Origin of the sequence: Glycomyces amatae, from assembly GCF_020991375.1 — a bacterium.
Lineage (GTDB): Bacteria > Actinomycetota > Actinomycetes > Mycobacteriales > Micromonosporaceae > Glycomyces > Glycomyces amatae.
Map to the genome: position 1 here is coordinate 101,844 of NZ_JAJLQZ010000015.1, position 23,977 is coordinate 125,820.

Sequence of the window (23,977 nt, forward strand, 5' to 3'; positions counted from 1 at the left end):
CATGTCGCTCCGGATCACGTTCATCACCGCCGGGCGCGTCCTGCGCCAGCTCCTCAACGACCACCGCACGGTCGGGCTCGTCCTGGCCGTGCCCGCGCTCATCATCGCCCTCATCAGCGCCATCATGGACGACGCGCCGCAGGTCTTCGACAAGACCGGCCTGATCCTCCTGGCCGCCTTCCCGTTCATGCTCATGTTCATGATCACCTCGATCACGCTGCTGCGCGAGCGCACCGGCGGGACGCTGGAGCGGCTCATGACCACGCCGACCGGGAAGCTGGACCTGGTGGTGGGCTACGCGATCGCCTTCGGCGTCGCGGCGGCGGCCCAGACCGCCGTGGCCGCCGCGGTCGCGTTCCTGTTCCTCGGCCTCGATGCGGCCGGGCCGACGTGGGCCGTGTTCCTCATCTGCATCGTCACCGCCCTGTTCGGGATGGCGCTGGGGCTGTTCGTGTCCGCGTTCGCGACCACCGAGTTCCAGGCGGTGCAGTTCATGCCGGTGTTCGTGGTGCCGCAGCTGTTCCTGTGCGGGCTCATCTGGCCCGCCGACCAGATGGCCGGCTGGCTCCAGGGCGTCTCGGACGCGCTCCCGCTGACCTACGCGGTCAAGGCCCTCACCGAGGTCCAGCTCAACCCCGAGGTCACCGGGGCCATGTGGGGCGACCTCGCCGTCGTGCTCGGTGCGGTCCTCGTCGCAACGGTGCTCGGAGCCGCGACGCTGCGGCGGCGCACGAACTAGGGTCGGCACGTGGCCAGAACCAAGCGCGCCGGACGGCGATCAGGGAATCCCGACACCAGGGCCGAGATCCTGGCCGCCGCCCGGCGCCTGTTCGCCGAGGAGGGCTTCGAGTCGGTCTCCATGCGGCGCATCGCCGGCGAGGCCGGGGTCGACCCCTCGCTGATCCACCACTACTTCGGGTCGAAGGACGAGCTGTTCCTGGCCGCGATCGAGCTGCCGCTGGACCCGGCCCCCGAGGTCGCGGCCGTCCTCAAGGGAGGCGAGCTCGAGGGCGCGGGCGGGCGGCTCATGCACGCGTTCGTCGCGATCTGGGACGGGCCGCACCAGCAGAAGCTCCTCGCCGTGGTCCGCTCCAGCCTCTCGAAGCCGGCCATGTCCTTCGTGCTCAAGCAGCTGTTCGAGCACCGGATCGTCAAGACCATCGAGGAGACCCTCGGCGACCAGGTCGACCACATACCGGTGCGGGCGAGCTTCGTCGCCACCCAGGTCTTCGGACTCGTCGTGGCCCGGTACATCCTCAAGCTCGAGCCGGTCGCCTCGCTCGACCGGGCCGAGCTGGCCGCGACCATCGGGCCGACCATCGACCGGTACCTGACGATGCCGGTGGAGCACCTCGTCGCCGAGGGCTGAGCCGCTATAGGGCGACGCCGAAGGCGGAGCCGACGAGGTAGGTGACGACCATCGTGGCCGCGCCGACCCCCATGATCCGCAGCATCGCCGGGCCCTTCGCGGCACCGCCGAGCTTCGCGGAGGTGTAGCCGGTCAGCGCCAGCGCGGCCACCACCGCGAGGGCGCAGCCCCAGACGCGGAAGCCCTCCGGCAGCAGCGTGATCGCCAGCAGCGGCAGGAGCGCGCCGCAGGTGAAGCTGAGGAACGAGGAGACCGCGGCGTGCCAGGGGTTGGTGAGGTCGTCGGGGTCGAGCCCGAACTCGATGACGGCGTGGGCGCGCAGCGGGTCCTCTTCGGAGAGCTCGCGGGCGGCCTCGTGCGCGGTCTCGTCGGAGAGGCCGCGCTCCTCGAGGCTGGCGGCGAGCTCGTCCACGGCCCCGTCGGGGTTCGCGGCGAGTTCGCGCCGCTCGGTCGCGACCAGGCTGGCCTCGGTGTCGCGCTGGGTGGAGACGGAGGTGTACTCGCCGCCGGCCATGGAGAAGGCCCCGGCGACCAGGCCCGCGACGCCCGAGATGAGGATGGTGGAGCGGTCGGCGGTCGCCCCGGCGACGCCGATGACGATGCCCGCGACCGAGACGATGCCGTCGTTGGCGCCGAGGACGCCGGCCCGGAGCCAGTTGAGGCGGCTCCCCAGCGAGCCGGGCCCGTCGCCGCCCGTGCCGTGCGCGCCGTCCTCGTGCGCATGGCCTTCATGTCCGACTCGCGCTGCCATTGCACAAGTGAACCACAAAGGTTGCACCGAGTGGAGGTTCTCACAGCGGTCGTTGAATTGCACCGACATGGGCGAAATACCCGGCAGCGACGGTATTGATTCCACATCGGACACTTCCCATCCCGGTCGGGGGCCGCTATCGTCGCAATCCCTCCGATGAGAAGGGGCTCACTTCATGAGCGATCCCGCAGACACCCCCGCTCCGCGGCCCGACGACGCCGAAGCGCGTCCCGCCGAGGACGCGCCATCGCAGGCCGAGGCGCCGGACGCGGCGCCGGACACGGCGCACGAGCCGCCGCACGCCCCCGAGGCCGCTCCCGGACCGCGTCACGCGGCCCCGGTCGAGCAGCCCGGCGCCGCCGCGCCGCCCCCCGCCCACCCGCAGACCGCCCCGCCGCAGCAGCTGACGCCGGAGCAGGCGGCCAGGCAGGCCGCGTACTACCGGCACCTGAACGGACCGGCGCCGATGCTCCCGCCGAACCCGCGGTGGCACCGGCCCGAGCTCAGCACCGGGCAGTCCGCGCTCCTGCTCGCGATCGCGGTGGCGCTCTTCGGCGCCTGGGCCGCGTTCCCCGGCGGCGGCGTCGGCATCGGCCTGTCGATCACCGGCATCGCGCTCGTGGCCGTGCCGCTCGCGCTCGGGGACCCGAGGGACCTGGTCCCGCGGCTGCCGGGCGCGGTGCTGGTCGCGGCCCTGTGGTCGGTCGCGGCCGTCCGCGACGCGGGCTGGGTCGTCGCGCTCTGCTCGCTCGCCGCGTTCGCGCTCACGCCAGTGGTCCTCGCCCCGCAGCGCCGCTTCGGCGGCAACGCGATCATGCTGTGCCTCGGCTGGCTCGAAGGACTCGCCGAGTCCTTCAGATGGGCGAAGCGGACCCGGCGCGGCAGGGACGGCGGGAGCGCCGGCACCATGCGCGGCCTGTGGACCGCGCTGGTCACGGTCGGGCTCCTGGTGGTCTTCGGCGGCCTCTTCGCCGCCGCCGACTCCACGTTCGCGGACCTGGTGGCGGGGCTGATGCCCGAACTGAACCCCGTCGAGGTCTTCCTGCGGCTCATGCTCGCGGCGATCCTGTTCCCGCTGGCGGTGGTGTGGATCTACGCGGCGATCGCCAAGCCGCGGTTCGACGGCGAGGGGCGCGGCGACCACCGCACCGTCTCGCGCTTCGAGCTCGCGATCCCGCTGGGGGCGCTGAACCTCCTGTTCGCGGCGTTCATCGCGGTCCAGCTGCGGGTGTACGTCGGCGGCGAGGACTACGTGCGGGAGACCGCCGGGCTCACGTTCGCCGAGTACGCCCGGCAGGGCTTCTGGCAGCTGGGCTTCGTCGCCTTCCTGACCCTGACCGTCATCGCGGTCGCGGCGTGGCTGGCGCCCAAGCGCGCCAAGGAGGACCGGTGGACGGTCCGCCTCCTGCTGGGGCCGCTGGGCCTGATGTCCCTGGTGGTCGTCGCCTCGGCGCTGTACCGGATGTACACGTACTTCGAGACGTTCGGCCTGACCCGACTGCGGGTGTGGGTGTTCACCGTCGAGATCTGGCTGGCGGTCCTGTTCGCGCTGGTGCTGGTGTGCTGCTGGAAGCTGCGCGCGACATGGCTGCCGCGCGCGGTCCTCGCCTCGGGCGCGCTGGCGCTGCTGGGCCTGGCCGCGGCGAACCCGGACGCGCTCATCGCCCGGTACAACATCGACCACGACCACACCCTCGACGTGCACTACCTGCAAGGGCTCTCGAACGACGCGGTGCCGGAGTTGGCGGCGCTGAGCGGCGAGGACCGGGAGTGCGTGCTGAACTCGTTCGCGGCCGAGCGCGACGAACGCGACTTCATGGCCTGGAACCTCGGCTACCAGCGGGCGGGCGGCCTGCTGCCGAAGTGGGACGGCGACTGGGGGGCCTGCCGCGGCGGGGACGACTCCGACTCCGCCTTCGAGGACCCCGGATACGAGGACCCCGTCCGTCCGGGCGAGACCGAGCCGGAGGTCGAGGAGACCACGGCCGCCGAGGCGACCGACCCGGCTCCCGCGGCGAGCGGGTTCTTCCACTGGGACACCTGCGCCATGTACGACCTCGGCATGGTGACCGAGCTGTTCGGCACCTCCGCGAAGGGCGACCGCGGCGTCGTGCCCGACGACCCCTCCCAGTACGCCGAGGACCTCGCCCCCGACCTCGGCCGCGGGTACCGCGTCCTGCACTGCGGCTACTACGGCCCGGGAATGGACTACCTGATGGTCGAGACGTACCAGTGGCCGTCGGCCGACGACGCCCTGGGCGGCGTCCAGGCCATGCAGGCCGACCAGGAGAGCAGCGGGATCTACGACGTCGCGCCGACCACGGCCGGGTACGTCGCGACCCAGGACTCGGACACGGGCACGTACGAGTACGCGGCGGCCGTCGGCGAGACCGTGGTCGTGGTGAGCCTGTCCGGCTCGGGGCTCGTCGAAGGCGCCGAGCCGGTCTGCGCGGACCTGGTCGACCAGTCGTACGCGCTCTACGGGGAGTTCGCGTAGCAGGGCGCGGCGGGCCGGGGCCCGCCGCGCCGCTCTTCGAGCGCACGGCCTGGGCCTGACCGGGACGGGCCGCCATTCGCACACGCGTACTGGACGCCCGCGGCGTCCGGTTTGCGGCCTCCCTTGGGGGCGAATAGGTTCGGGGGATGCTGCGAGTGATCGGCGCGGGGCTCCCGCGCACCGGGACCATGACCCTCAAGAGCGCCTTGGAGACCCTGCTGGGCGCGCCGTGCCACCACATGTCCGAGGTGTTCCAGCGCGTGGAGACCGACCCGCCCGCGTTCCTCGCGGCCGCGCGCGGCGAGCGGACCGACTGGGACGCGATCCTGGCTGGCTACGCGGCCGCCGTCGACTGGCCGGCCTCGGCGTTCCACGCCGAGCTCGCCGAGCGCTACCCGGACGCGATCGTGGTGATGTCGCGCCGCGACAGCTTCGACACCTGGTGGAAGAGCTGCAACGACACCATCTTCACGGGCATGGACACCGGCGAATACGCCACCAGCGCATGGCGGGCCATGATCGACGCGGTCTGGGAGAAGTCCTTCGGGAACGCCCCGCGCTCCGACCGGGACGCGGTGGAGGCGGCGTACCACCGGTACCACGAGCGGGTGCGGGAGACGGTGCCCGCGGAGCGGCTGGTGGAGTTCACGACCGGCGCGGGCTGGGGGCCGCTGTGCGACGCGCTCGGCCTGCCCGTCCCGGACGAGCCGTTCCCGTACCTGAACACGACGCGGGAGTGGCACGAGCGGACCGGGGAGGTGCCGCCGGGCGGCGTGCCGGGGCCGGGCGGGTCCTGACGGAGACCGCGCAGACCTCGGGTCCGGACCCCGCCGCCGAAAGGAAGGCCGCGGGGGCGGGCCCCCGACGGGCCCGGAAGCGCGGGTGCCGAGGCCCGGGCGGGTCCTGACGGGGGCCGCGCAGACCTCGGGTCCGGACCCCGCTACCGGAAGAAGGGCCGCGGGTGCGGGCCGCGCCGCCGGAGGCGCGGGTGCCGGAGGACGTGCCGTCCGCGTTCCCGAGGGCACCTCGCCGCCGGGGCCGGAAGGGTTCCGAAAGCGAGGTCAGCCGTGGAGGCGCTTGGCGGCCTCGCGGCTCGCCTCCATCGCGAAGCGGGCGTACTCGGGGCTCGCCCCGGCCATGCCGCAGGTGGTCGCGATGCCGACTTGGCGCGGCAGCTGCTCGGGGGCGAACCCGAGCCGGTGCCACAGGCCCTGGACGCGGTCGGCCGCGGCCTTGTCGACGCCCGGCTGCGGCTGCCCGAGCGGCGGGACGACGCCCGCGACGAGGCGCCCGCCGCCGTCCAGGTACTCCCCCAGGGCGTCCACTTTCGGCACGTCGTCGAGGTCGACCAGGGTCAGGTCGATCGAGAGCGCCTGCGCCCCGGCCTCCCGCAGGAGCTTGACCGGCACGTCGGGGGCGCAGCAGTGGACGACCAGGGGGACGCCGATCGCCTCGGCGACCTCCCGGAGCCGGTCGCGGGCCACCTCGACCGGCACGCGCCGGTAGAAGTCGAGGCCCGACTCGGTGTTGACGCGGCCCGCGAGCGCGGCGGGCAGGCTCGGCTCGTCGAGCTGGACCGACAGGGCCGCGTTCGGCATCCGCGCCTGGGCGGCGGCGATGTGGCCGCGCAGGCCCTCGGCGAGGGAGGCGGTGAGGTCGGCGACCGCGCCGGGGTCGGCGAGCATGGCGCCGCCGGTGCGGCGCCACAGGTTCGCGGCGAGGGTGAACGGGCCGACGGCGGTGAGCCGGACGGGGCCGTCCGCGCCGGTCCCGTGGAGGGCGTCGAGGTCGCGTTCGAGGAAGTCGGCGGCGCGGCGGGCGTCGCGCCCGGGCAGGTCGGCCATCTCCCAGCGGAAGGCCCACCACTGGACGGGCAGGCCTTCGAGGAGGGCCGCGCCGCGGCCGATCATGTCGGCGCCGAGGCCCCGGTCGGGCAGTTCGGGCAGGTAGGGCCAGTCGGGGAGCTCGCCGAAGACGACGTTGACGGCCTCCTCCACGTCGGTCCCCGGCAGGGACCCGACGCCGGTGGCCACGCCCGAGGGCAGCGCGCGATCGGCGTCAGACACGGGCCGACCCGGGGGTGCTCATGGTGCGGCGGTCCACGGCGGCGGCGCTCCGGCCGGCGCCGGTCGCAGCAGCGCCGTTCACCGCGGGGCCGCTCCCGTCGCTGCCGGTCGTGACGACACCGGTCGCCTCGGCGCTGCCGAACGCTTCGGGGCCGGTCTCGGCCGTGTCCGTTTCAACCGTGCCTGTTTCAACCGTGCCCGTCTCGACTGTGCCGGTCTCGACCGTGCCCGCTTCGACCGTGCCCGCCTCGTCGATGGTGCCGGAGGCGAGGACGGCGTCGCCGTCGGCCGCGTCGGGGTCGTAGACGACGAGGGCCTGCCCGGCGGCGACGCCGAACGCGGGCTTGCGCAGGCGCGCGGTGAGGCCGTGCCCGTCGGCGGTGACGAGGGCCGGGTAGACCTCGCCGTGGGCGCGCAGCTGGACCTCGGCGTCGAAGGACCCGGTCCGCTCGGGGGCGAGCCAGACCGGCGCGCCGGTGCGGATGCGGTCGACGCGCAGGGCCTCGCGGGGCCCGACCCGGACGCGGTTGTCGACCGGGGTGATCGACAGGACGTAGCGGGGCCGGCCGTCGGCGGCGGGGCGCTTGAGGCCGAGGCCGTGGCGCTGGCCGACGGTGAACTGGTGGGCGCCGTCGTGGCTGCCGAGGACCTCGCCGGTGGCCGCGTCCACGATCTCGCCCTGCGCGGCGCCCAGCCGGTTCTTGAGGAACCCGGCGGTGTCGCCGTCGGCGATGAAGCAGATGTCGTGGCTGTCGGGCTTGCGGGCGACGGCCAGCCCGCGGGTCTCGGCCTCGGCGCGCACCTGGTCCTTGGGGGTGTCGCCGAGCGGGAAGAGCGAGTGGGCGAGCTGGGCGGGGGTGAGGACGGCGAGGACGTAGGACTGGTCCTTGCCGGGGTCGACGGCGCGGCGCAGGAGGCCGTCCTCGCCCTTGCGGGCGTAGTGGCCGGTGGCGACGGCGTCGAAGCCGAGGGCCATGGCGCGGTCGAGGACGGCGGCGAACTTGATCTTCTCGTTGCAGCGCAGGCACGGGTTGGGGGTGCGCCCGTTGGCGTACTCGGCGTAGAAGTCCTCGACGACGTCCTCGTGGAAGCGCTCGGCCATGTCCCACACGTAGAAGGGGATGCCGATGACGTCGGCGGCGCGGCGCGCGTCGCGGGAGTCCTCGATGGTGCAGCAGCCGCGGGCCCCGGTCCGGTAGGTCTGGGGGTTCTTGGACAGCGCCAGGTGGACGCCGGTGACGTCGTGCCCGGCCTCGACGGCGCGGGCGGCGGCCACGGCCGAGTCGACGCCGCCGCTCATGGCGGCCAGTACTCGCAGTTTCACGCTGTCAACCTTAACCGTGCCTCGGTTCCGTACGGCTCACGCTTCGGTCCCGCGGGGCCGGCGCCCGACTTCCGCGGTGTTCATGAGAGCCCGGCGGTCTTCGCGCGCCGGACGGCCTCGGGCACGGCGGCGAGCAGGGCGTCGACGTCGGCCTTCGTGGTGGACCAGCCCAGCGTGAACCGCAGGGAGGAGCGGGCGTCGTCGGGGCCGGCGCCCATCGCCAGCAGCACGTGGGAGGGCTGGGCGATCCCGGCCGAGCAGGCCGAGCCTGTGGCGCATTCGACACCGGCGGCGTCCAGGAGCATCAGGAGCGCGTCGCCTTCGCAGCCGGGGAAGGAGAAGTGGGCGTTGCCGGGCAGCCGCGAGTCGGGGTCGCCGTTGTAGATCGCCTCGGGGACCAGTTCGCGGACGCCCGCGACGAGGCCGTCGCGCAGCAGCGCGAGCCGCTGGGACTCGGTCTCGCGGGTGCGCACGGCGTGGTCGACGGCCTCGGCGAGCGCGGCGATGCCGGGCACGTCGAGGGTGCCGGATCGGATCTCGCGCTCCTGGCCGCCGCCGTGGAGGAGCGGGACGGCCTTGACGTCGCGGCGCAGCAGCAGCGCACCGGTGCCGGTGGGGCCGCCGAGCTTGTGGCCGGAGAGGGCGAGGGCGGCGGCGCCGGAGGCGGCGAAGTCGACGGGCACGTGGCCGACGGCCTGGATGGCGTCGGTGTGGACGGGGACGCCGCGGGCTTCGGCGAGGGCCGCGATCTCGGCGACCGGCTGGAGGGTGCCGACCTCGTTGTTGGCCCACATGCAGGTGAGGACGGTGATCTCGTCGCCGCGGGTGTCGAGGAGCTCGGCGAGGACGGCGGTGTCGACGCGGCCGAGCTTGTCGACCGGGAGTTCGGCGACGTCGGCCCGCTCGTGGTCGCCGAGCCAGGCGACGGCGTCGGCGACGGCGTGGTGCTCGATCGCGGTGGTGACCACGAGGTTGCGGCCTTCGGCGCGGCGGGCCCAGTGGACGCCTTTGACGGCGAGGTTGTCGGCCTCGGTGCCGGAGCCGGTGAAGATCACCTCCCCGGGTTTCGCGCCCAGCGCCTCGCTGATGCGTTCGCGGGCCTCTTCGACGGTGCGGCGGGCGGTGCGCCCGGAGCCGTGGAGGGAGGAGGCGTTGCCGAGTGCGAGTGCGGTGCGCACGTACGCGTCGAGCGCTTGGGGGAGCATCGGCGTGGTGGCGGCGTGATCGAGATAGGCCATGGCCTCTCCAGTCTACGGCGCGTTCCGGCCCGCGCCCTCCGGCAGCGGCGCCGGGCGGGGCGGGGGCGGGGTCGTTCCGGTCCGTGGGACCGCTCCTCGGCGTCGCGACCTGTCGCCGTCTCACACCATGGTGCACCCGAGCTAGAATCTGACGAATCCTCCTACCTTTCCGGTGGTGAGGAGTCGCCGCCCCCGAGACCGGGTGCCGAGGAGTGCGGACTCTTCCGTCCCGAGTCGAGAGAAAGTGTGTGCCGATGACGCCAGAGCTCGCCGAAGCGCTTCGCACTGGGCCGTTCCACACTGCTCTGCGCATCGCCATCCAGACCAGCGGGCTCGGTCTCGACCGCATCCGCCACCGCCTCGCCATGCGGGGCATCACCGTCTCCACGACGAGCCTGAGCTACTGGCAGTCGGGGCGCTCGCGCCCCGAGCGCGCCGAGTCCCTGGCGGCCGTGACCGCCCTCGAAGACCTCCTCGAACTGCCCGCCGGGTCGCTGCGGGTCCTGCTCGGCCCCAAGCGGGCCCGCGGGCCGCGCTCGATCCGGGGGCAGCTTCCCCGGCCGGACGCGGTGCTCGGCGGGGACGCGGTGCGCGAGCTGTGCGACCAGGTCCCGGCGTCCCGGGAGCACACCCTCGACATCCTCAGCCAGCAGGTGATCGTGCACGTCGACTCGCAGTGGCAGGAGTCGGTGTTCGAGCTGTCGATGCTGGTGCGCGCCAGGCGCGACGACGTGGACCGGTACATCCTGCTCTACCGGGGCGACGAGGGCTGCGACATCGACGACATCGAGTTCAAGCCGGTGCGCGACTGCACGGTGCCGAACGTGCTGCGGCACCCGGAGGCGCCGGTGGCGCTGGCGGAGATCGTGTTCGACACGCCGCTGCCGCGGGGGGCGACGCACCTGTTCGAGATCGTGGTGCAGGGCAACGGCGGGGTCTCCAGCGGGCACGGGAACGCGTTCCGGTACCCGGTGGACCAGTACTCGCTCCAGGTGCGGTTCGCGCCGGACGCGATCCCGAAGCGGGTGTACCGCTTCGCGCAGTCGAGCCTCCAGCGGGAGAAGCGCGAGACCGGGGACCTCCAGCTGGGGCCGAACCACACGGTGGCGCTGGCGGAGCCGGTCCCGAGGCCGGGCGCGTTGGGCATCGGCTGGGACGCCGAATGACCCAGGTCCTGTAGGCATAAGAAAGGGCGCCCGCGGCTCTCGGCCGCGGGCGCCCTTCGCGTTGCGCTAGTCCCGGGTGCCCCGGAACTTGTCGACGGCCCACCAGGCTCCGGGGAGCAGGAGCGCGGCGAAGACGAGCTTGGCGGCGTCGCCGGCGAGGAACGGGAGCATGCCCGCGCCGAGGGCGTCGGCGGCGCCCATGTCGAGGGCCATGGCCAGGTAGGGGACGCCGAAGGCGTACATGATGGCGTTGCCGACGACCATGAGGCCGACGGTCCGCAGGATGGTGCGGTCGGCGCCGCGCTTGGCGAGGAAGCCGACCGCGACGGCGGCGGCGAGGAAGCCGATGATGTAGCCGAAGGTCGGCATGGCGTAGCCGGAGGTGCCCTCGGTGAACCAGGGGACGCCCGCGGCGCCGGCGGCGAGGTAGAGCGCGAGGGTCAGGCCCGCGCGGAGCGGGCCGTAGGCGGCGCCGACGAGGAGCACGGTGAACGTGGTGAGCACGAACGGGACCGGGCTGATCTGCGGGATGGTGAACGCGATCTGCGCCGAGGCGCCGATGGCGGCGGCGCCGCCGAGCACGAGCACGGCGTCGCGCGCGACGGCGAGGGCGCGCGAGCGGGCGGGCAGGAGATCGGCGAGCACGCCGGGCGCGGCAATCGCGGCAGCTGAGGCGACCATGGCGGATTCCTCCAACATCATCTGTAGGTTCCATATAACGAGGAGCTGGGGGAAGCCTAACCCACCGTTGTTACGACAACATGAAGGCCCATCCGAACGAGACCCCCGAACGGCGCCCCGCATCACCGGGACCCGCCGAGCGAAACCCGCGATCGGCGCCGCACTCCACCGGCACCTGCCCGAATGAAACTCATGATCAGGGCGGCACCCCACCCCTGTCACACCCCCGAGGCACCATCGAACCGGGGGCGCCTCCGACCGCCCGTTTTACACCGATAGCCGCGAACCGCCCGAATCAACCGCACACCCCCGGGCCGCCGGTCACACCCCCGAGCGATCATCGAACCGGGGCGACACCGAAGCCGACCATCAATCGCATTCCGTGTCGGCTTCCCGACACAGCGCGATCGGCACGTTGTCCCGCCCTCCACCCCGGCCTTACGCTGCGGAGAGCGGTGGGCGCCCTCAGTCCCCCCACCGTGCTCGGAGCCGCCGTGACCTCTCTCGAGACCGCCGCCGCCGAAGACCTGCCCGACGGCATGCCGTACCACCGCGAGACCCGCCACGACCCGCCCGCCGCGCTCCTGGCGCTCCAGGACCAGCCGCTGCGGCGCATGAGGTACTACCCCGACGGCGCCGAAGGCTGGCTCGTCACCGGCCACGCCGCCGCCCGCGCGGTCCTCTCCGACCCCCGCTTCATCGTCGGCGAGCGCTTCGTCCGCTCCCCCACCGAGCTGCCGCACTTCTTCGTGTCCTCCTCCGAGCACGTGCCGCCCGGTTTCTTCTTCTTCTACGATCCGCCCGACCACACCCGCCTGCGCCGCAAGGTCACCGGCGTCTTCACCCTCAACCGCATGCGAGCGCTGAGCGCGCGCATCGCCGACATCGTCGACGAGCGCGTCGCGGCGCTGCGGGACGCGGGCAGCGGCGCCGACCTGGTGCGCGAGTTCGCCCTGCCCGTCCCCTCGCTGGTCATCTGCGAGATGCTCGGCGTCCCGTACGCCGACCGCGACGACTTCCAGCGCACCTCCAACGACATCTTCGACCAGTCCCTGCCGGTCGCGAAGCGCAACGAGGCCTCGATGGAGCTGTTCGGCTACGTCCACGGGCTCGTCCCCGCCAAGCGCGCCGCGCCCGGCGACGACCTGCTCAGCACGCTGGCCGCCGACGCCGACCTCACCGACGACGAGGTCGGCGGCATCGGCATGATCCTGCTGCTGGGCGGCCACGAGACCACCGCGAACATGTTCGGCCTGGGCACGCTCGCGCTGCTCGAGCACCCCGGCCAGCTGGCCCGGCTGCGCGCCGAGCCCGGCCTCATGGAGGGGGCGGTCGAGGAGCTGCTGCGGTACCTGACCGTGGCTCACGCGGGCATGATGCGGATCGTGAAGGAGGACGCCGAGATCGACGGCCGGCTCCTGCGCGCGGGCGAGTACGTGACCGTGGCGCCGCACGCGGTCAACCGCGACCCGTCCCGCTTCGACCGGCCCGACGAGCTCGATCTCGGCCGGGACGCCCAGGGGCACATGGCCTTCGGGCACGGCGTGCACCAGTGCGTGGGCCAGCAGCTCGCCCGCGTCGAGATGCGCATCGGCTTCGCGAAGCTCCTGGAGGCGTTCCCCGGTCTGCGCCTGGCCGTGCCTCCCGAGGAGGTCCCGCTGCGCACCGACATGTTCATCTACGGGGTCGACTCGCTCCCGGTGGCCTGGTAGGAGGCGCGATGAGGATCACCGCCGACAGGGAGCGGTGCGCCAGCGCGGGCATGTGCGCGCTGACGGCGCCGGGCGTCTTCGACCAGGACGACGAGGACGGCCGCGTGGTCGTGCTGAACGGGGAGCCGGTGGGCGGGGACGCGGCCGACGCGGTCGACCTGTGCCCCTCGGGCGCGCTGAGCGCGGCGGACGGGTAGCGCCTCGGGGAGGTGCCGGCCCGGGTGGGATTCGAACCCGCACGGGTCTCCGACTGGACATGCGACGGCCCGGCCGCCCTTTCGAGCGGCCGGGCCGGTGCGTCGTCCTACTTGCGCTTGTCGATCTCCTCGAGCGCCTGCGGGAGGACCTGGAAGAGGTCGCCCACGACGCCGAAGTCGGCCATGCCGAAGATCGGGGCGTCGGCGTCCTTGTTGACGGCCACGATCACCCGCGAGGTCTGCATGCCCGCCCGGTGCTGGATCGCGCCCGAGATGCCGGCCGCGACGTACAGCTGCGGGCTCACGGTGGTGCCGGTCTGGCCCACCTGGAACTTGTGCGGGTAGTAGCCCGCGTCGGTCGCCGCGCGCGAGGCGCCGACCGCGCCGCCCAGGGAGTCGGCGACCTTCTCGATGAGCGCGAAGTCGTCCGAGGAGCCCACGCCGCGCCCGCCCGAGACGACGATGCGCGCCTCGGCCAGGTTCGGCCGGTCCCCCGCGGGCTCGTCGACCCGCTCGGTGATCCGCACGCGCTTGTCGGCGTCGGACACGGACGCCGCGACGTTCTCGACCGCGGGCGATCCGGGGGCCGGGGCGGGCTCGGTCGTCCCGGTCTTGACGGTGGCGAGTGTGAAGCCCTTGGTGGCCTTCGAGGTCACCAAGGTCGCGCCCGCGAAGGCGTCCTGCTTCGCGGTCCCGTCGGCCTCCAGGCCGGAGACGTCGGTGAGCAGGCCGTTCTCGAGCGCCACCGCCACGCGGGCGGCGAGGGCCTTGCCCTCGTCGGTGCTCGGCAGCAGGAAGAAGCCGGGCGCGGCCTGGCGCGCGAGGTCGATGAGGACGGTCGCCTTCGGGTCCACGAAGTAGTCGGCGGCCTCGGGGGCGTCGACGCGGTAGACCTTCGCGGCGCCGTACTCGCCCGCGAGGCCCTCGGCGGCGTCGTCGAAGGCGACGGCCGAGACGTCGCCGAGGGTGCGCGCGAGGGTGAGGACCTCGGCGGCGTGCTTGCCGGAGTTCGGTACGTACACGAGGATGTCGGTCATGGTGGTCTCCAGGTCTCGAATCCGGCTCAGATGAACTTCTCGGCGGCGAGGAACTCGGCGAGGGCGGTGCCGCCCTGGCCCTCGTCGGTGACGATCTGGCCGGCGCTGCGCGGGGGCCGGTCGGCGGCCTCGAGGACCTCGTTCTGCGCGGCGGCCGGTCCGGCGGCCTCGACGCCGAGGTCGGCGAGGGTGAGCGTCTCGACGGGCTTGCGCTTGGCGGCCATGATGCCCTTGAGCGACGGGTAGCGCGGGGTGTTGATGGTGTCCCAGACCGAGACGATGGCCGGGAGGTTCGCGGTCATCACGTCGTAGCCGTTGGTCCGCTGGTGCTCCACGGTGACGGCGGTGCCGTCGGTGTCGATCTTGCGGACGCCGGTGAGGGCGGGGGCGCCGGTGCGCGCGGCGAGGAGCTGCGGCATGACGCCCATGTTGGAGTCGGTGGACTCGGCGCCGGCGATCACGAGGTCCCATTCGAGGCGGCCGAGGGCCGCGGCGAGGATCGCGGAGGTGGTGAGGGCGTCGGAGCCGCCGACGGCGTCGTCCTCGATGTGGATCGCCTTGTCGGCGCCCATGGCGAGGGTCTTGCGCACGGTCTCCGTGGCCTGTCCGGGGCCGAGGGTGAGGACGGTGACCTCGCCGCCGTGGGCCTCTTTGAGCTGGAGGGCGGCTTCGACGGCGTATTCGTCGAGCTCTCCCATGACGTTGTTGGCGCCGTTGCGGTCCACCCGCATCTGGGCGTCCAGCTGTCTCGCGAGCCCCGAGTCAGGGACCTGCTTGACCAGAACCACGATGTTCATCGACAACCTCCGAGGTCGTACTTGGCCACACCGATCCCCTGCTCGCGAGCGTCTCGCGGGCCGCGAATCGGCTCAGGCGTCTTGGCTGAACTATATCTTACGAAGTTACTTACGAGTAACACCCCGAGGCGTTGTTGTCCCGGGCGCGGCGGACAGGCATGATTGGACCATGGTCCGCGCGTTCCTGTTCTTGTTCCTGGCGCACTTGGCGCTGGTCATCGCCGCGCTCGCCGACTGCCTCGGCGGTGAGCACGCGCCCAGGAAGCTGACGCGTGCCTGGTGGGTGCTCATCATCCTGTTCCTGCCGGTCGCCGGCGGGATCCTGTGGTTCGCCGTGGGGCGGGCCCGTCCGCCGCGCCCGGCGGGTCCCGGCAAGTCCGGGAACGCGAGGGGGCCGCGGCATCCGAACGGGCCGATCGCGCCCGACGACGACCCGGACTTCCTCCGCGACATCGACCGGCGCCTGCGCGACGACAACAAGGAGGACTAGGCCGACTTCTCGCGCCGGGGGCGGATCGCCCTCCGCGGGGTGGCCTTGGTCCTCGGGACCAGTGTGGGGTTCACGTTGCGTCGCACCACGTCGGCGGTGATCTCCACCTTCGCGACCTCGTCGGCGCGCGAGGGGATCTCGAACATCACCGGCTGGAGGACCTCCTCCATGATGGCCCGCAGCCCGCGGGCCCCGGTGCCGCGCAGCAGCGCCGACTCCACGATCGGCTCCAGCGCGTCCGGGGCGAACTCGAGTTCGACGCCGTCGAGTTCGAGCAGGCGCTGGTACTGCTTGACCAGGGCGTTCTTGGGTTCGGTGAGGATGCGCAGCAGCGCCGCCTCGTCGAGGTGGTCCACGGTGGTCAGGATCGGCAGGCGACCGACCATCTCGGGGATGAGCCCGTACTTCAGCAGGTCGTCGGGCATGACCTGCGAGACGATGGCGTCGTCGGCGGCCTCGGCCTCGTGCAGCGGGGCGGTGAAGCCGACGGTGCGCTTGCCGATGCGGCCCTTGATGATCTCCTCGATCCCGGCGAAGGCCCCGCCGCAGATGAAGAGGATGTTCGTGGTGTCGATCTGGATGTGCTCCTGGTGCGGGTGCTTGCGCCCGCCCTGCGGCGGCACCGAGGCGAGGGTGCCCTCCAGGATCTTCAGGAGCGCCTGCTGCACGCCCTCGCCGGAGACGTCGCGGGTGATCGAGGGGTTCTCGGCCTTGCGCCCGGCCTTGTCGATCTCGTCGATGTAGATGATGCCGGTCTCGGCGCGCTTGACGTCGAAGTCGGCGGCCTGGATGAGCTTGAGGAGGATGTTCTCGACGTCGTCGCCGACGTACCCGGCCTCGGTCAGGGCGGTCGCGTCGGCGATCGCGAACGGCACGTCCAGCATCCTGGCGAGGGTCTGGGCCAGGTGGGTCTTGCCCGAGCCGGTGGGGCCGACCATGAGGATGTTCGACTTCTGGAGCTCGACGTGGTCGGCGCCGCTCCTGGCGGCGTTCAGCTCGTCGAGCTGGACGCGCTTGTAGTGGTTGTAGACCGCCACGGCGAGGGAGCGCTTGGCGTGGTCCTGGCCGATGACCCACTGGTCGAGGAACTCGACGATCTCCTTGGGCTTGGGCAGGTCCTCCCAGGCGACCTCGGCGTCCTCGGCGAACTCCTCTTCGATGATCTCGTTGCACAGGTCGATGCACTCGTCGCAGATGTAGACGTTGTTCGGTCCGGCGATGAGCTTGCGCACCTGGCGCTGCGACTTCGAGCAGAACGAGCACTTCAAGATCTCGCTGTCACCCAGGCGTGGTGCCATCGCGGTGACTCCTTCCCTCGGCGGGGTCCGCAGGACCCGTCTGCCGCAGTATCGGCGCTGCTTGCGGGCCGCGCGTCGGCCCCGTGTGCGTGCTTGCTCCGTTGATTCAGGACGAACCGGTGTCTCGATCCAGTATTTCGCATTTACGGCCACAGCGCTAGAGCCGTTCTGAAGCCTGGCGTCCGACGCCAGCGCCACGGTATCGCGGCGGGGCTGCTTCCGGGGGCGATCTCGATCAGGGAGGGGCTCGGTCGTCCGGGGAGGCGCGGCGGGCCGGGCAGCCCGCCGCGCTCCGGTGCTGGTGCGCTACGCGGCCGCTTCGGCCGGCAGGGCGTTCTTCTTGCGGTAGGTCAGGACGTTGTCGACGATGCCGTACTCGACGGCCTCCTCGGCGGTGAAGATCTTGTCGCGCTCGATGTCGCGGCGGACCTTGTCGACGGCCTGGCCGGTGTGGCGGGCGAGGATCTTCTCCAGCTGGTCGCGCATCCGCATGATCTCGCGGGCCTGGATCTCCATGTCGGAGGCCTGCCCGAAGGTGCCCTCGGTGGCCGGCTGGTGGATGATCACGCGGGAGTTCGGCAGCGCGGTGCGCTTGCCGGGGGTCCCGGCCGCGAGCAGCACGGCGGCGGCCGAGGCGGCCTGGCCCATGCACACGGTCTGGATGTCCGGGCGCACGTACTGCATGGTGTCGTAGATGGCCATGAGCGCGGTGAGCGAGCCGCCGGGCGAGTTGATGTACATGATGATGTCCCGGTCGGGGTCGTTGCCCTCGAGGACGATCAGCTGGCTCATGATGTCGTTGGCCGAGGTGTCGTCGACCGGGGACCCCAGGAAGATGATCCGGTCTTCGAACATCTTGTTGTACGGGTTCATCTCCTTGACCCCGTACGAGGTCTTCTCGGTGAACGACGGCACGATGTACCTGGCCCTCGGGTCGAATCCCCCGGACTGCGCTCCCGATTGTGCGTGGATGTCCATCATCTGGCTCCCCCTGTTCCTTCTAGTTGGCCTCGGCGGGGACGTCGGCCACCCGCTTGACGACGTGGTCGATGAAGCCGTAGTCCTTCGCCTCGGCGGCGGTGAACCAGCGGTCGCGGTCGGAGTCGCGCTCGATCTCCTCGATCGTGCGGCCGGTGTGCTCGGCGACGCGCTCCTGGAACATCTGCTTGGTGTAGAGCATCTGCTCGGCGAGGATCGCAACGTCGGAGGCGGTGCCGCCGATGCCGCCCGAGGGCTGGTGCATCATGATGCGCGCGTGCGGGAGGGCGTAGCGCTTGCCCGCGGTGCCGGCGCACAGGAGCAGCTGGCCCATGGAGGCGGCCATGCCCATGCCGACGGTCTGGACGTCGTTCTTGATGTACTGCATGGTGTCGTAGATGGCCATGCCGTCGTACACCGAGCCGCCGGGCGAGTTGATGTAGAGCTTGATGTCGCGCTGGTCGTCCTCGGCCTCGAGGAGGAGCAGCTGGGCGCACAGGCGGTTGGCGATCTCCGAGTTGACGTCCGAGCCCAGGAACAGGATGTGCTCCTTGAGGAGACGGTCGAAGACCATGCCGTCCAGGTCGGGCGAGGCGCCGCTGCCGCCGCGACGGGCGACCGCGTTGACGACGTCCCTCTCCAGCTGCGAGGAGAATGGATTCGAATGCTCCATGTCTTGCACCTTCATTCTGTCTCGGCGATATGCACTCGGCTTTGCGGTTACCAATCCAGACCTTAGCCCGTCACGGCGACGATCGGACGCGACCGGGCGCCGTGTTCGCTGCGAGCGGAGCGGGTCTCGCCCCGGGGCCCATCGTGGAGCGCCGCGGGCGGGCGCGCCCGGGCGGGAGGCGCGTCCCGGAGGCCCGATCGGGGCGCTCGAGAGGGCCTGCCGGAGGGATCGCGGAGGCCGATCGGAGGCGTTCGGATTTTCAGATGAAACCCCAGCTCAAGGATTACTGTCGCGCTCTAGTGTCGCGCTCCAGGAACGTCTGCTAAGGTCAGGCAAGCGCTTCATCACGTGACTTGGCACACGTGGGGCGCCACCCCCGAACGCGCGGCCCTCGCCGGGCGGACACGGGACACCGGACCGGCACTCCGGCCGACATCGACCCCCGTTCCCCGAAGAGAGAACCTCAATGAAGAGAAGACTCGTGATCACCGCCGGTGCGGCGGTCCTGCCCCTCGGCGCCTGCGGCTTCATCGGCGACGGCGGCGAGGGCGACGGCGAGACCGTCAAGTTCTGGCTGTCCGGCGACGCCAACCAGGGCGGCGGCTTCCAGGCCATGGCCGACAAGTACTTCGAGGAGACCGGCGTCACGGTCGACATCGACGACATCCCGTACGACGACTTCAACACCCGCCTGCGCAACGCCGCCCAGGCCGACGGCCTGCCCGACCTCGCCCGCGTCACCGCGATCGACCCGATCTGGATGGACCGGCTCGAAGACCTCGGCGGCGTCGCGAGCGAGCACGGCGTCATGGAGAGCCTCCTGGCCGAGAACCGGGACGGCGAGGTCCCGGCCTTCCTCACCGACCTCACCGCCGTGGGCCTCTACGTCAACAAGACCCTCTTCGACCAGGCCGGGGTCGCCTACCCGACCGCCCCGGACGGCCTGTGGACCTGGGACGGGTTCATCTCGGCCGTCAAAGAGGTCAAGGCCGCCACCGGCGCCCGCTACGGCCTCGTGATGGACCCCTCCTCGCACCGCCTGCGCTCGCTCATGTACCAGTTCGGCAGCGACGGCTTCGTCCTCGGCGACGACTGCAGGTACACGACCGACGAGGCCGCCACCGCCGCGCTCGAGTTCTTCGCCTCGATCAACGACGACGACGTCATGCCCCGCTCGGTGTGGGTCTCCGGCGACGACCCGAACGCCCTGTTCAAGAGCGGCCAGGTCGCGGCCTACTACTCCGGCTCGTGGCAGGTGGCCGACTTCCAGGACAACATCGCCGACTTCGAGTGGGCCTCGGCGCTCATGCCCGCCCAGACGCGGCGCGCCACCAACCTCGGCGGCGGCTACATGGTCGTCTACAAGGGCGACAAGGCCCAGACCGCGCTCGACTTCGTCAACTGGCTCTTCACCGCCGAGAACTACACCGAGATCTGCGAGATCTCCGGGTTCCTGCCGGTGGTCCAGGGGCTCGACGTCGACTACGGGGCGGCGCAGGCCAGCTTCGACCTGTACAACGAGGAGATCGCGGCCTCCGACGACGTCTCGAGCGCCCAGGAGCGCACCGCCCTCGAGATGGTCTACGCGGGGCGGACCGCCGGCGGCGACGCCGATCCGCTCAAGGACGAGGCCGTCAAGCTCGCCAACGGCGAGCAGGACGTCCCCACCGCCATCGCGAACATCATCGCCTCCCTCGACGAGAACATCACCTGCGAGTAACCCTTGACGGCCACCGCCATCGACACCGAGCGCCGTACCGGACCGCGCCAGCGGCCCGGTGCGGCCCGCCGCGTCCGGTACCGGTACGCGCCGCTGGCCCTCGCCGGCGTCAACATCATCCTGTTCGGAGTGTTCTTCGTCTGGCCCGGCGGCCTGGGCCTGGTCTACTCCTTCACCGACTACACCGGCATCGGCGACTTCGACTTCATCGGCCTGGAGAACTACGAGAAGCTGTTCGGGGACCCGACGTTCTACCAGTCCCTGACCCGGACCCTCCTGTTCGCCGCCCTCAGCGTCCCGCTGATGTACGTCATGTCCCTGACGATCGCCTCGCTGCTGGTCAGCAACCACACCAAGGGCAAGGCCGCGGCGAAGATCGTGTTCTTCTTCCCGTGGCTCATCTCCCCCATCGTCGCCGGGGTCGTCTGGCGGTGGATGTTCGGCGAGAGCTTCGGCTTCGTCAACTACGTGATCGGGGAGCTCGGCGCGGACCCGCTGGCCTGGCAGACCGACCCCGACCTCGCCCTCATGGTCGTGGTCATGGCCGGGACCTGGGGCGGCACGGCGTTCAACATGCTGATCTTCATCGCCGCCCTCAAGAACGTGCCGCGCGCCTACTACGAGGCCGCCGAGATCGACGGCGCGAACGCCTGGCAGCGGTTCCGGCACATCACCCTGCCCTCGATCGCGCCCACCTCGTTCCTGGTCGTCCTGCTGTCCTCGCTGGGCGCCATGAAGGAGTTCGCGATGGTCCAGGCGCTCAACGGCGGCGGGCCGGGCACCTCGAACACCTTCCTCATCCAGTACATCTACGAGACCGGCTTCCAGCGGGCCGACGTCGGCTACGCCAGCGCCGTGTCGATGGTCCTGCTGGCCATCCTGCTGGCCATCGCACTGCTCCAGATGTGGGTCAACCGGAGGCGCGCCGCATGAGCACCACGACCGCACCCCCCGAGCAGGCGACGCGGCGCCGGCCCCGCAGGGCCCGGGAGTTCACGGCCGTCCCGCTGTCGCTCTTCATGTGGCTGCTGGCCGCGCTGTACGCGTTCCCGCTGGTCTGGTTCCTGCTGAGCGCCTTCAAGCCCGGCTCGGAGCTGTTCCAGTACCCGCTGACGATCCTCCCCGAGCACCCCACGGTCGCCGGGTTCGAGAAGGCCTGGGACCGGTTCGACTTCTTCCTGTACTTCTCCAACACGCTCGCCGTCGCCCTGACGACCACCGTGCTGACCGTGGTCGCCAGCGCCATGTGCGGGTACGCGCTGGCGAAGTACCAGGAGTCGCGCTGGATCAGGGTGTTCTTCGTGTGCGTCCTGGCCACGACGATGCTGCCGACCGAGGTCATCCTGTCGCCCACGTTCCTGGTCATCCGCGACCTGGGCATGTACGACACGATGGCGGGCCTGGTGGTGCCCTCGATCCTCACGGCCACGGGCGTGTTCATGTTCCGGCAGTTCTTCATCTCGATCCCGGACGACATCATCGAGGCGGCCCGGATCGACGGGGCGCGCGAGGTGGGGATCTTCTTCCGGATCATGCTGCCGATGTCGCGCCCGATCATCATGACGCTGGCGATCTTCTCGTTCCAGTGGCGCTGGAACGACTACGTGTGGCCGCTCATCGTCGTAGGCGACGAGCGGAAGTTCACGCTCCAGATCGCGCTGCGCTCGATCGTGGGGGCGGAGAACATCGACTGGCCGCTGCTGCTGGCCGCGTCGGTGATGTCGCTCCTGCCGCTGGTGCTGATCTTCGTCGTGTTCCAGAAGTACGTCATGAACGAGGACATCAATGCCGGACTCAAGGACTGAGTTCGCGGCGGCCGTGACGGCCGCCGCCGACCGGCGGGCGCGGGAGGTCCTGGCCGGGGTCGACGCCCTGGCGGCCTCCGACCCGCACCACCGCGCGGTCATGGGCGCCGCGAAGGCGCTCGTGGCCTGCGCGGTGAACCCGGCCTCCGAGCACTTCGGCTCGGAGGAGGCCGCGGCGGCCGCCGCCCGCCTGGTGGCGTTCCTGGCGGGAATGCAGGCCGAGAACGGCCTGTTCGACGGCGAGAACTTCGCGTCGCCGCCGGACACGGCGTTCACGGTCAACGACCTGTGCGACACGTACGCGCTCCTCGAAAGATCGAAGTCGCTGCGGCCGTTGGCCGAGGCGCTGGAGCGGATCGCGGGGGCCGCGGCCGAGCCGCTGCGGCTGGGCGGGGTGCACACCCCGAACCACCGGTGGGAGCTGAGCGCGGCGCTGGCGCGGCTGCACCGGCACTGGCCGGACGAGCGGCTGGTGGCGCGGGTGGACGAGTGGCTGGCCGAGGGCGTCGACATCGGCGCCGACGGGTGGTACTCGGAGCGGAGTGCGAACTACGCGCTGCACGTGTCGAACCCGTCGTTGACGGCGATCGGCGCGATCCTCGGGCGGCCGGAGCTGCTCGACGGCGCGGCCCGGAGCCTGGAGGCGATCGCCGCGGCGGCGCTGCCGGACGGCACCGTGGAGACGGTGCACTCCAGGCGGCAGGACCAGCGCGGGACGATCGCGCTGGCACCGTTCCTGATGCAGTTCCGGCGGTACGCGATCCAGCGGAACCGGGGCGACTTCGCGGCGATCGCGGCGGAACTCGAGGCCGGGCCGATCGCGTACCCGGCGGACGTGCTGGCGGAGATCCTGCTGGAACCGGCCCTGGCGGGGCCGCTGCCGAAGCCCGAGCCGCGGGGGCCGGGCACGACCGTGTCCGCGGAGTCGGGCCTGGCGGTGGTGCAGGACGGCGACTTCGCGGTGTCGGTCTACGGAGGCTCGGACTACGCGAAGCAAGGGCGGATCCGCTCGGGCCTGGCGACGAATCCGACGTTCCTGCGGGTGTTCGCAGGCGAGGCGGTCTTGGACTCGGTGCGGCTGTCGAGGGACTTCTTCGGGCTGGGCCCGTTCCGGGCGGAAGGGCTCGAGGCCGAGGGCGGGGCGTTCGCGCTGCGGGAGCGGGTGAGCGCGTCGTATTACGGGCCGCTGCCTGCGGAGCACCGCAGGCCCGGTGCCGATTACGCGCTGGTCGATGAGGGCAGGTTCTCGGCGGCGATGGACTTCGCGCACCGCCCGGCCCAGGAGGTCGCGCTAGAGACGAAGATCCGAGTCGAGGTCGATGCGGCGACGAAAGCGGTGCGACTCAAAGTCGAAGCGGCCCCGGGCCGGGTGCGGCAAGTGCTCGAACTGGCCTTCCGCGAAGGCGGCGAGTTCGAGGGCGTGCACCCGGTCGAAGACGGCTTCGAACTCGACGGCGCCACTGCCGCGTACCGCCGCGGCGGGGACCGCATCACGATCGAGGTCGACGGCGCGGGGACGTTCGCCCGCGGCTACCACCCCGGCGAGGACTACACGCACCTGTCGGGAACCGATGCCGCCCAAGGGGTCAAGCTCTATGTGACGGTTCCTCGCACCGGTCGCTGCACGGTGGTCCTGCGAGCCGGTTGACGAAGTCGCCCACCGAAGACCGACGCCGACGCGGTCCGAACACAATGCGGTTCGGTTCAAAGAGGTGTCGGCAGGAAAGTCCCTTGCAGAGCGTGGATTCATGATGGTGGGCGGTCACAGTCACGGTCACGGCGAGCGGCAACGAAGGGGTGGGCGGTTCCCGGGCCGGGCCTTTCGGCCTTCAGGTGGCGGTGGCCGGCGTGAGGGCGGGCGGCGACGAAGGCGTCCTCTTTGGGTGAGGTTGGTTCTCGGGGTGCGGGTGGCGGGTGACTCGGGGTCAGGGCGGGCAGCGACGACGGGGTGGTCGCGCCTGGGGGCGGGGTTTCGGCTTTGGGGTGGTGGAGGGGCACGGTCAGGGCGGGCGGCGACGGCGGGGTGGAGTGGGGTCAGGTCGGGGGCGTGTTGGTGGCTTTCGGGGTGTGGGCATGCTGGAGGGCCCGGCCCCTGTCGGGGTTCGGGCTGCGGGCCTGGTGGTGTGGTGTGGCCTCGCGTCCCCCAGCAGTCGCCTGCTGGGGCGGGGTAAGAACGGT

Annotated in this window: 21 protein-coding genes and 1 pseudogene; 12 read left to right on the plus strand and 10 right to left on the minus strand. The window is 71.7% G+C overall.

The window, feature by feature from the left end; genetic code table 11:
- Window position 1 precedes the first annotated feature (1 nt).
- Together LO763_RS20675 and LO763_RS20680 are read left to right on the plus strand one after the other, a co-directional pair.
- Window positions 2-739 (plus strand): ABC transporter permease, encoded by a 738-nt coding sequence (locus LO763_RS20675; RefSeq protein WP_230788225.1) that lies wholly within the window; start codon window positions 2-4, stop codon window positions 737-739.
- 9 nt (window positions 740-748) lie between these two features.
- Complete coding sequence (locus LO763_RS20680) at window positions 749-1,369, plus strand: TetR/AcrR family transcriptional regulator (RefSeq protein WP_230788227.1); 621 nt, start codon at window positions 749-751, stop codon at window positions 1,367-1,369.
- A gap of 4 nt (window positions 1,370-1,373) precedes the next feature.
- On the opposite strand, the gene LO763_RS20685 is transcribed toward LO763_RS20680, so the two are convergent.
- Window positions 1,374-2,120 carry a VIT1/CCC1 transporter family protein gene (locus LO763_RS20685; RefSeq protein WP_230788229.1) on the minus strand — a complete coding sequence of 249 codons (747 nt, stop codon included), beginning with the start codon at window positions 2,118-2,120 and terminating at the stop codon, window positions 1,374-1,376.
- 175 nt (window positions 2,121-2,295) lie between these two features.
- On the opposite strand from LO763_RS20685, the gene LO763_RS20690 reads away from it, so the two are divergent.
- The gene (locus tag LO763_RS20690; RefSeq protein WP_230788231.1) at window positions 2,296-4,617 is read left to right on the plus strand and encodes a DUF4153 domain-containing protein; all 2,322 of its coding nucleotides are present in this window, start codon (window positions 2,296-2,298) and stop codon (window positions 4,615-4,617) included.
- A gap of 146 nt (window positions 4,618-4,763) precedes the next feature.
- Window positions 4,764-5,414 (plus strand): sulfotransferase family protein, encoded by a 651-nt coding sequence (locus tag LO763_RS20695; protein WP_230788234.1) that lies wholly within the window; start codon window positions 4,764-4,766, stop codon window positions 5,412-5,414.
- A gap of 264 nt (window positions 5,415-5,678) precedes the next feature.
- On the opposite strand, the gene LO763_RS30030 is transcribed toward LO763_RS20695, so the two are convergent.
- From LO763_RS30030 to LO763_RS20710, 3 genes and pseudogenes are all read right to left on the minus strand, one after another.
- The gene (locus LO763_RS30030; RefSeq protein WP_230788236.1) at window positions 5,679-6,683 is read right to left on the minus strand and encodes a uroporphyrinogen decarboxylase/cobalamine-independent methonine synthase family protein; all 1,005 of its coding nucleotides are present in this window, start codon (window positions 6,681-6,683) and stop codon (window positions 5,679-5,681) included.
- A gap of 244 nt (window positions 6,684-6,927) precedes the next feature.
- Window positions 6,928-8,001 (minus strand): annotated as a pseudogene (mnmA, locus tag LO763_RS20705) (tRNA 2-thiouridine(34) synthase MnmA); the annotation flags it as partial.
- 86 nt (window positions 8,002-8,087) lie between these two features.
- Window positions 8,088-9,245 (minus strand): cysteine desulfurase family protein, encoded by a 1,158-nt coding sequence (locus tag LO763_RS20710; protein WP_230788243.1) that lies wholly within the window; start codon window positions 9,243-9,245, stop codon window positions 8,088-8,090.
- Window positions 9,246-9,499: 254 nt separating this feature from the next.
- On the opposite strand from LO763_RS20710, the gene LO763_RS20715 reads away from it, so the two are divergent.
- Window positions 9,500-10,411, plus strand: a complete 912-nt coding sequence (locus LO763_RS20715) for a hypothetical protein (protein ID WP_230788246.1) — start codon at window positions 9,500-9,502, stop codon at window positions 10,409-10,411.
- 66 nt (window positions 10,412-10,477) lie between these two features.
- Here LO763_RS20715 and LO763_RS20720 read toward each other — a convergent pair whose 3' ends face one another.
- Window positions 10,478-11,092 (minus strand): biotin transporter BioY, encoded by a 615-nt coding sequence (locus LO763_RS20720; RefSeq protein WP_230788250.1) that lies wholly within the window; start codon window positions 11,090-11,092, stop codon window positions 10,478-10,480.
- 494 nt (window positions 11,093-11,586) lie between these two features.
- Here LO763_RS20720 and LO763_RS20725 point away from each other — a divergent pair, with 494 nt between their 5' ends.
- A complete protein-coding gene (locus tag LO763_RS20725) occupies window positions 11,587-12,804 on the plus strand; it encodes a cytochrome P450 (protein WP_230788254.1) in 1,218 nt (405 codons plus the stop codon).
- Window positions 12,805-12,812: 8 nt separating this feature from the next.
- Window positions 12,813-13,001, plus strand: coding sequence for a ferredoxin (locus tag LO763_RS20730; RefSeq protein WP_230788256.1), 189 nt, complete (start codon window positions 12,813-12,815; stop codon window positions 12,999-13,001).
- A gap of 107 nt (window positions 13,002-13,108) precedes the next feature.
- Here the strand turns inward: LO763_RS20730 and LO763_RS20735 are convergent, their stop codons facing one another.
- Both LO763_RS20735 and LO763_RS20740 read right to left on the minus strand, forming a co-directional pair.
- Complete coding sequence (locus LO763_RS20735) at window positions 13,109-14,038, minus strand: electron transfer flavoprotein subunit alpha/FixB family protein (protein ID WP_230788258.1); 930 nt, start codon at window positions 14,036-14,038, stop codon at window positions 13,109-13,111.
- 26 nt (window positions 14,039-14,064) lie between these two features.
- Window positions 14,065-14,835 carry an electron transfer flavoprotein subunit beta/FixA family protein gene (locus LO763_RS20740; protein ID WP_230788259.1) on the minus strand — a complete coding sequence of 257 codons (771 nt, stop codon included), beginning with the start codon at window positions 14,833-14,835 and terminating at the stop codon, window positions 14,065-14,067.
- A gap of 169 nt (window positions 14,836-15,004) precedes the next feature.
- Between LO763_RS20740 and LO763_RS20745 the strand changes: the two genes are divergently transcribed.
- Window positions 15,005-15,325: a PLD nuclease N-terminal domain-containing protein gene (locus LO763_RS20745; RefSeq protein WP_230788261.1), complete on the plus strand. Its 321-nt coding sequence runs from the start codon at window positions 15,005-15,007 to the stop codon at window positions 15,323-15,325.
- Here the strand turns inward: LO763_RS20745 and clpX are convergent.
- The 3 genes from clpX to LO763_RS20760 form a co-directional block, all read right to left on the minus strand.
- Window positions 15,322-16,623, minus strand: coding sequence for an ATP-dependent Clp protease ATP-binding subunit ClpX (gene clpX, locus LO763_RS20750; protein ID WP_230788263.1), 1,302 nt, complete (start codon window positions 16,621-16,623; stop codon window positions 15,322-15,324). The genes LO763_RS20745 and clpX overlap by 4 nt on opposite strands.
- Window positions 16,624-16,929: 306 nt before the next feature.
- Complete coding sequence (locus tag LO763_RS20755) at window positions 16,930-17,601, minus strand: ATP-dependent Clp protease proteolytic subunit (RefSeq protein WP_230788265.1); 672 nt, start codon at window positions 17,599-17,601, stop codon at window positions 16,930-16,932.
- 22 nt (window positions 17,602-17,623) lie between these two features.
- Window positions 17,624-18,274: an ATP-dependent Clp protease proteolytic subunit gene (locus LO763_RS20760; RefSeq protein ID WP_304608857.1), complete on the minus strand. Its 651-nt coding sequence runs from the start codon at window positions 18,272-18,274 to the stop codon at window positions 17,624-17,626.
- Between the two features lie 466 nt (window positions 18,275-18,740).
- On the opposite strand from LO763_RS20760, the gene LO763_RS20765 reads away from it, so the two are divergent.
- The 4 genes from LO763_RS20765 to LO763_RS20780 are packed head-to-tail and all read left to right on the plus strand — an operon-like array spanning window position 18,741 to window position 23,447.
- A complete protein-coding gene (locus LO763_RS20765) occupies window positions 18,741-19,994 on the plus strand; it encodes an ABC transporter substrate-binding protein (protein WP_230788267.1) in 1,254 nt (417 codons plus the stop codon).
- Window positions 19,995-19,997: 3 nt separating this feature from the next.
- Window positions 19,998-20,927 carry a carbohydrate ABC transporter permease gene (locus LO763_RS20770; RefSeq protein WP_230788270.1) on the plus strand — a complete coding sequence of 310 codons (930 nt, stop codon included), beginning with the start codon at window positions 19,998-20,000 and terminating at the stop codon, window positions 20,925-20,927.
- Entirely contained in the window at window positions 20,924-21,799 is an 876-nt protein-coding gene (locus LO763_RS20775; protein ID WP_230788273.1) for a carbohydrate ABC transporter permease, read from the plus strand. The genes LO763_RS20770 and LO763_RS20775 overlap by 4 nt, the downstream gene beginning before the upstream one ends.
- Complete coding sequence (locus LO763_RS20780) at window positions 21,780-23,447, plus strand: hypothetical protein (RefSeq protein WP_230788276.1); 1,668 nt, start codon at window positions 21,780-21,782, stop codon at window positions 23,445-23,447. Before LO763_RS20775 ends, LO763_RS20780 begins: the two co-directional genes overlap by 20 nt.
- The last annotated feature ends 530 nt before the right edge of the window (window positions 23,448-23,977 follow it).